The sequence below is a fragment of the Psychrobacter sp. K31L genome (assembly GCF_017942195.1).
In the GTDB taxonomy this organism is placed as follows: domain Bacteria; phylum Pseudomonadota; class Gammaproteobacteria; order Pseudomonadales; family Moraxellaceae; genus Psychrobacter; species Psychrobacter glaciei.
The window spans coordinates 1-2935 of the sequence record NZ_JAGKSC010000018.1 but is presented as its reverse complement, the minus strand read 5'-3'; the positions used below and the strand labels follow the sequence as shown (position 1 = coordinate 2935).

General features: G+C 42.1%; 3 protein-coding genes. All 3 read right to left on the bottom strand.

The features are described 5' to 3' along the window. Positions 1-72 precede the first annotated feature (72 nt). On the bottom strand, positions 73-366 hold the full coding sequence (locus J5X94_RS13775) for a hypothetical protein (protein ID WP_210541615.1): 294 nt from the start codon (positions 364-366) through the stop codon (positions 73-75). A 349-nt stretch (positions 367-715) separates the two neighbouring features. Then, the gene (locus J5X94_RS13770; protein ID WP_210541614.1) at positions 716-1849 is read right to left on the bottom strand and encodes a cation diffusion facilitator family transporter; all 1134 of its coding nucleotides are present in this window, start codon (positions 1847-1849) and stop codon (positions 716-718) included. A 65-nt stretch (positions 1850-1914) separates the two neighbouring features. Continuing rightward, positions 1915-2469: an acyl-CoA thioesterase gene (locus tag J5X94_RS13765; protein WP_201590789.1), complete on the bottom strand. Its 555-nt coding sequence runs from the start codon at positions 2467-2469 to the stop codon at positions 1915-1917. Positions 2470-2935: the final 466 nt, after the last annotated feature.

Genomic DNA, 2935 nt, shown 5'->3' with positions numbered 1-2935 from the left:
CAAGGATGGATGGAGAATAATCTGCCTAAACTGTTTCATGATATGGGTTGTATCTCTTTTATTATGAACTGACTATATACTACTACTATAATTAGAAAAAACTTTGATTAGTTTTTGACGTTGGGCAGTACTCATGTCAGCAGTCACAAGGCTAGACAACATAGAGTCATTAACTATTTTTTGTAAACTATCTTTCGAGGACATCTGTTTGATTGTTTCATTCAAATGTGTGACATTTACTAACTCTCTCACTGACTTGTCAGTAGGTACCGCAGCCTGTGCAAAGAACGTCGGTACTGCCAGCATAGTAGCGACGCTTAAACCAAACGTCAGGGACACCAAAGTATTTTTCAAAATATATGTCATATTATCACCTTATTTTAGTATCTAGTTTTTACTGCTAATTATCATTGTTATCTTAGCCTAATTTTTCGAATTAGACCCGTATAGTTAAGAGTAACTGGAGTCTATTGAACCTTCAAATATTAGGACTGCTGATAGATAAAATCTCACCAAACTAGGCATCCACCGACGATAATGTCTAACCTAGAATGACTAGGGCGTGTCCTCAGTTTGAAAATGGTGATGAAAATGAGATAAATTGCAGCCAAACAAGGAAAAGAGCGCAGATAATATTAGGATATTGACCAGTTATTTGACGCGGTTTGGCAAGATTTAGCCATAGTAGTTGTTAATAGCACCGTCATCTAGACTGTCATGCGAAATCTTGTTCATTAGCTAAATAATTTTCCGGCAAAGATAACGTTTTGGCATTGGGTACAGACAGTGTCAAAATAGCTTCTTGAAAGATAGGATTACATCGAAACAAGTTTTCAATGTCTTCAAATTTTTGCGCGATTTCTTTTTCTTTTTGATTGCCAGTGATGTCTACTGCCGCCACCATAAATATTTTCTTGGGTCCCACCCACTCTAGGTGTAAGTAAGAAACACTATCAATATCTGCATGATTGAGCAGCTCGCTCAACGCATAGGAATGCATCCTATCAGACACCTTGTAGCCAATCAAAAAATCCCGATTACGGCTGATCAAAAAGATAGCGACCACGCCTAATAATAGCCCGACGACGATAGAACCTAGCGCATCCCAAAATGGCTGTCCGGTATAAGCATGCATACCCATCGCAGCCGCAGCGATAACCAGGCCAATCACAGCCGCTAAATCTTCAAAAAACACACCGCGTAAAGTGGGGTTCGACGTATCGACCACATAACCAATAGCGCTGACATTAATCGCTTCACCATGTTTTTTACTTTGCAGGTACGCCTGCACCAACGAAAAGCCTTCTAGCACGAAGGCGACTGCTAATATAATAAAACCAATGGTATAGTCGGTCTCGCTCTCAGCCGCATTCCACTCGGTGATACCAGTATAAATGGACACAATGGAACCCGCCATAAAGACGCCAAAGGCTGCAATCATCGACCAGACGTATGACTCTTTACCGTAGCCGAGCGGATGACTTTCATCAGCAGGTTTGACGGATTTTTTTTCGGCGACAATTAATAAGGTGCCGTTACCTGCATCTGCCCAAGAATGTGCTGACTCTGCAATCATAGAAGCAGAACCTGTCATAAACGCTGCTACAGTTTTGGCAATAGCAATAATGAGGTTGGCCCCAACGGCAATCAAAACCGTCTTCAATGAGGCAGAATGTTGTTCTTCTTTGTTGGTTGCTGACTTAGAAGAACCATCGAAGCCAGAACGAGAATTACCATCAGAAGTGGCGTCGTTAATAGGCGTACCAGCACCTCGAGCACGACTATTGCGGCGTACTGGCTGATTAGGAGTAGGAATATTTGAATGGGTTTTTGATGGCTTCAAACTCATAATAGTCTCAGTAAAATAGCGAATATTTAACCACTAAGCTGGAAACCCTTGGCTACTGTGTCATGTTACTTAGCTTGATTGTCACGACTGCTGGCTAGCTCACCAATCATATTCTCAATATCACAGCTAGGACGGTGTGAGCTTTGCATACGTAGGTTCTTACGTTCTAAGCCTGCATCAAAACGACACTGCTGCATCAAATTTTTGATATCAAGTGGCGGCGCAGGAGTTGGCTTGCCATTGTCATCGATGGCGACCATCGTAAAGTAGCAGCTATTGGTATGACGAACTGTACGCGCCCGCACATCTTCTGCTTCGACACGTATGCCCACTTCCATCGACGTTCTACCCACGTAGTTGACGCTCGCGGCAAAGGTCACCAGCTCACCCACATAGATTGGCTCACGGAACATCACCTGATCAACCGATAGCGTCACCACATAGTTGCCGCTATAGCGACTGGCACAGGCATAAGCGACCTGATCGAGCATTTTGAGTAAATCACCACCGTGTACATTGCCGATGAAATTTGCCATATCAGGGGTCATTAGCACCGTCATATATAGTTCATGGTTCAAAGGGGCTTTTTTGGCGGTGGAGGTAGTATTGTACTGGGGCATAACATTCCTTACGGTGTTCTAAAATTTATTGGCCTTGAGCGACCAAACGGGTTTTGATCACTTGCCTTCAGTAATTTTTTATAAAGATAACCATTCTCATAGTCTATTATAATAGTTTCCATTATAGCAGTCTATTTTGAGTGGTTTGTAAATAGGTTTAAAGGGTGAAATCACTGGTTCCACTGGGGTATACCTTAAAAGATCCAATCAACGGTACGGAATCGCCAAGATTGTCGGGGATTCCGTGTTCTGAGATATAGTCAAAATACCCCAAAAACGCTACGATACTGCTGATATTAATTTTTTGTAGCCTCTGTCTGCACAGGCACAGCAAGCAAGAAAAATGGATATTAGCAGTGCGTGATGTATCGATATTACTTTTCACTGACTATAGTCAGTTCATAATAAAAGAGATACAACCCATATCATGAAACAGTTTAGGCAGATTATTCTCCATCCATCCTTG

Excerpts from the sequence above, each read along its gene's own strand:
- J5X94_RS13770 (WP_210541614.1), bottom strand. The coding sequence starts at position 1,849 with ATGAGTTTGAAGCCATCAAAAACCCATTCAAATATTCCTACTCCTAAT.
- J5X94_RS13775 (WP_210541615.1), bottom strand. The coding sequence starts at position 366 with ATGACATATATTTTGAAAAATACTTTGGTGTCCCTGACGTTTGGTTTA.
- J5X94_RS13765 (WP_201590789.1), bottom strand. The coding sequence starts at position 2,469 with ATGCCCCAGTACAATACTACCTCCACCGCCAAAAAAGCCCCTTTGAAC.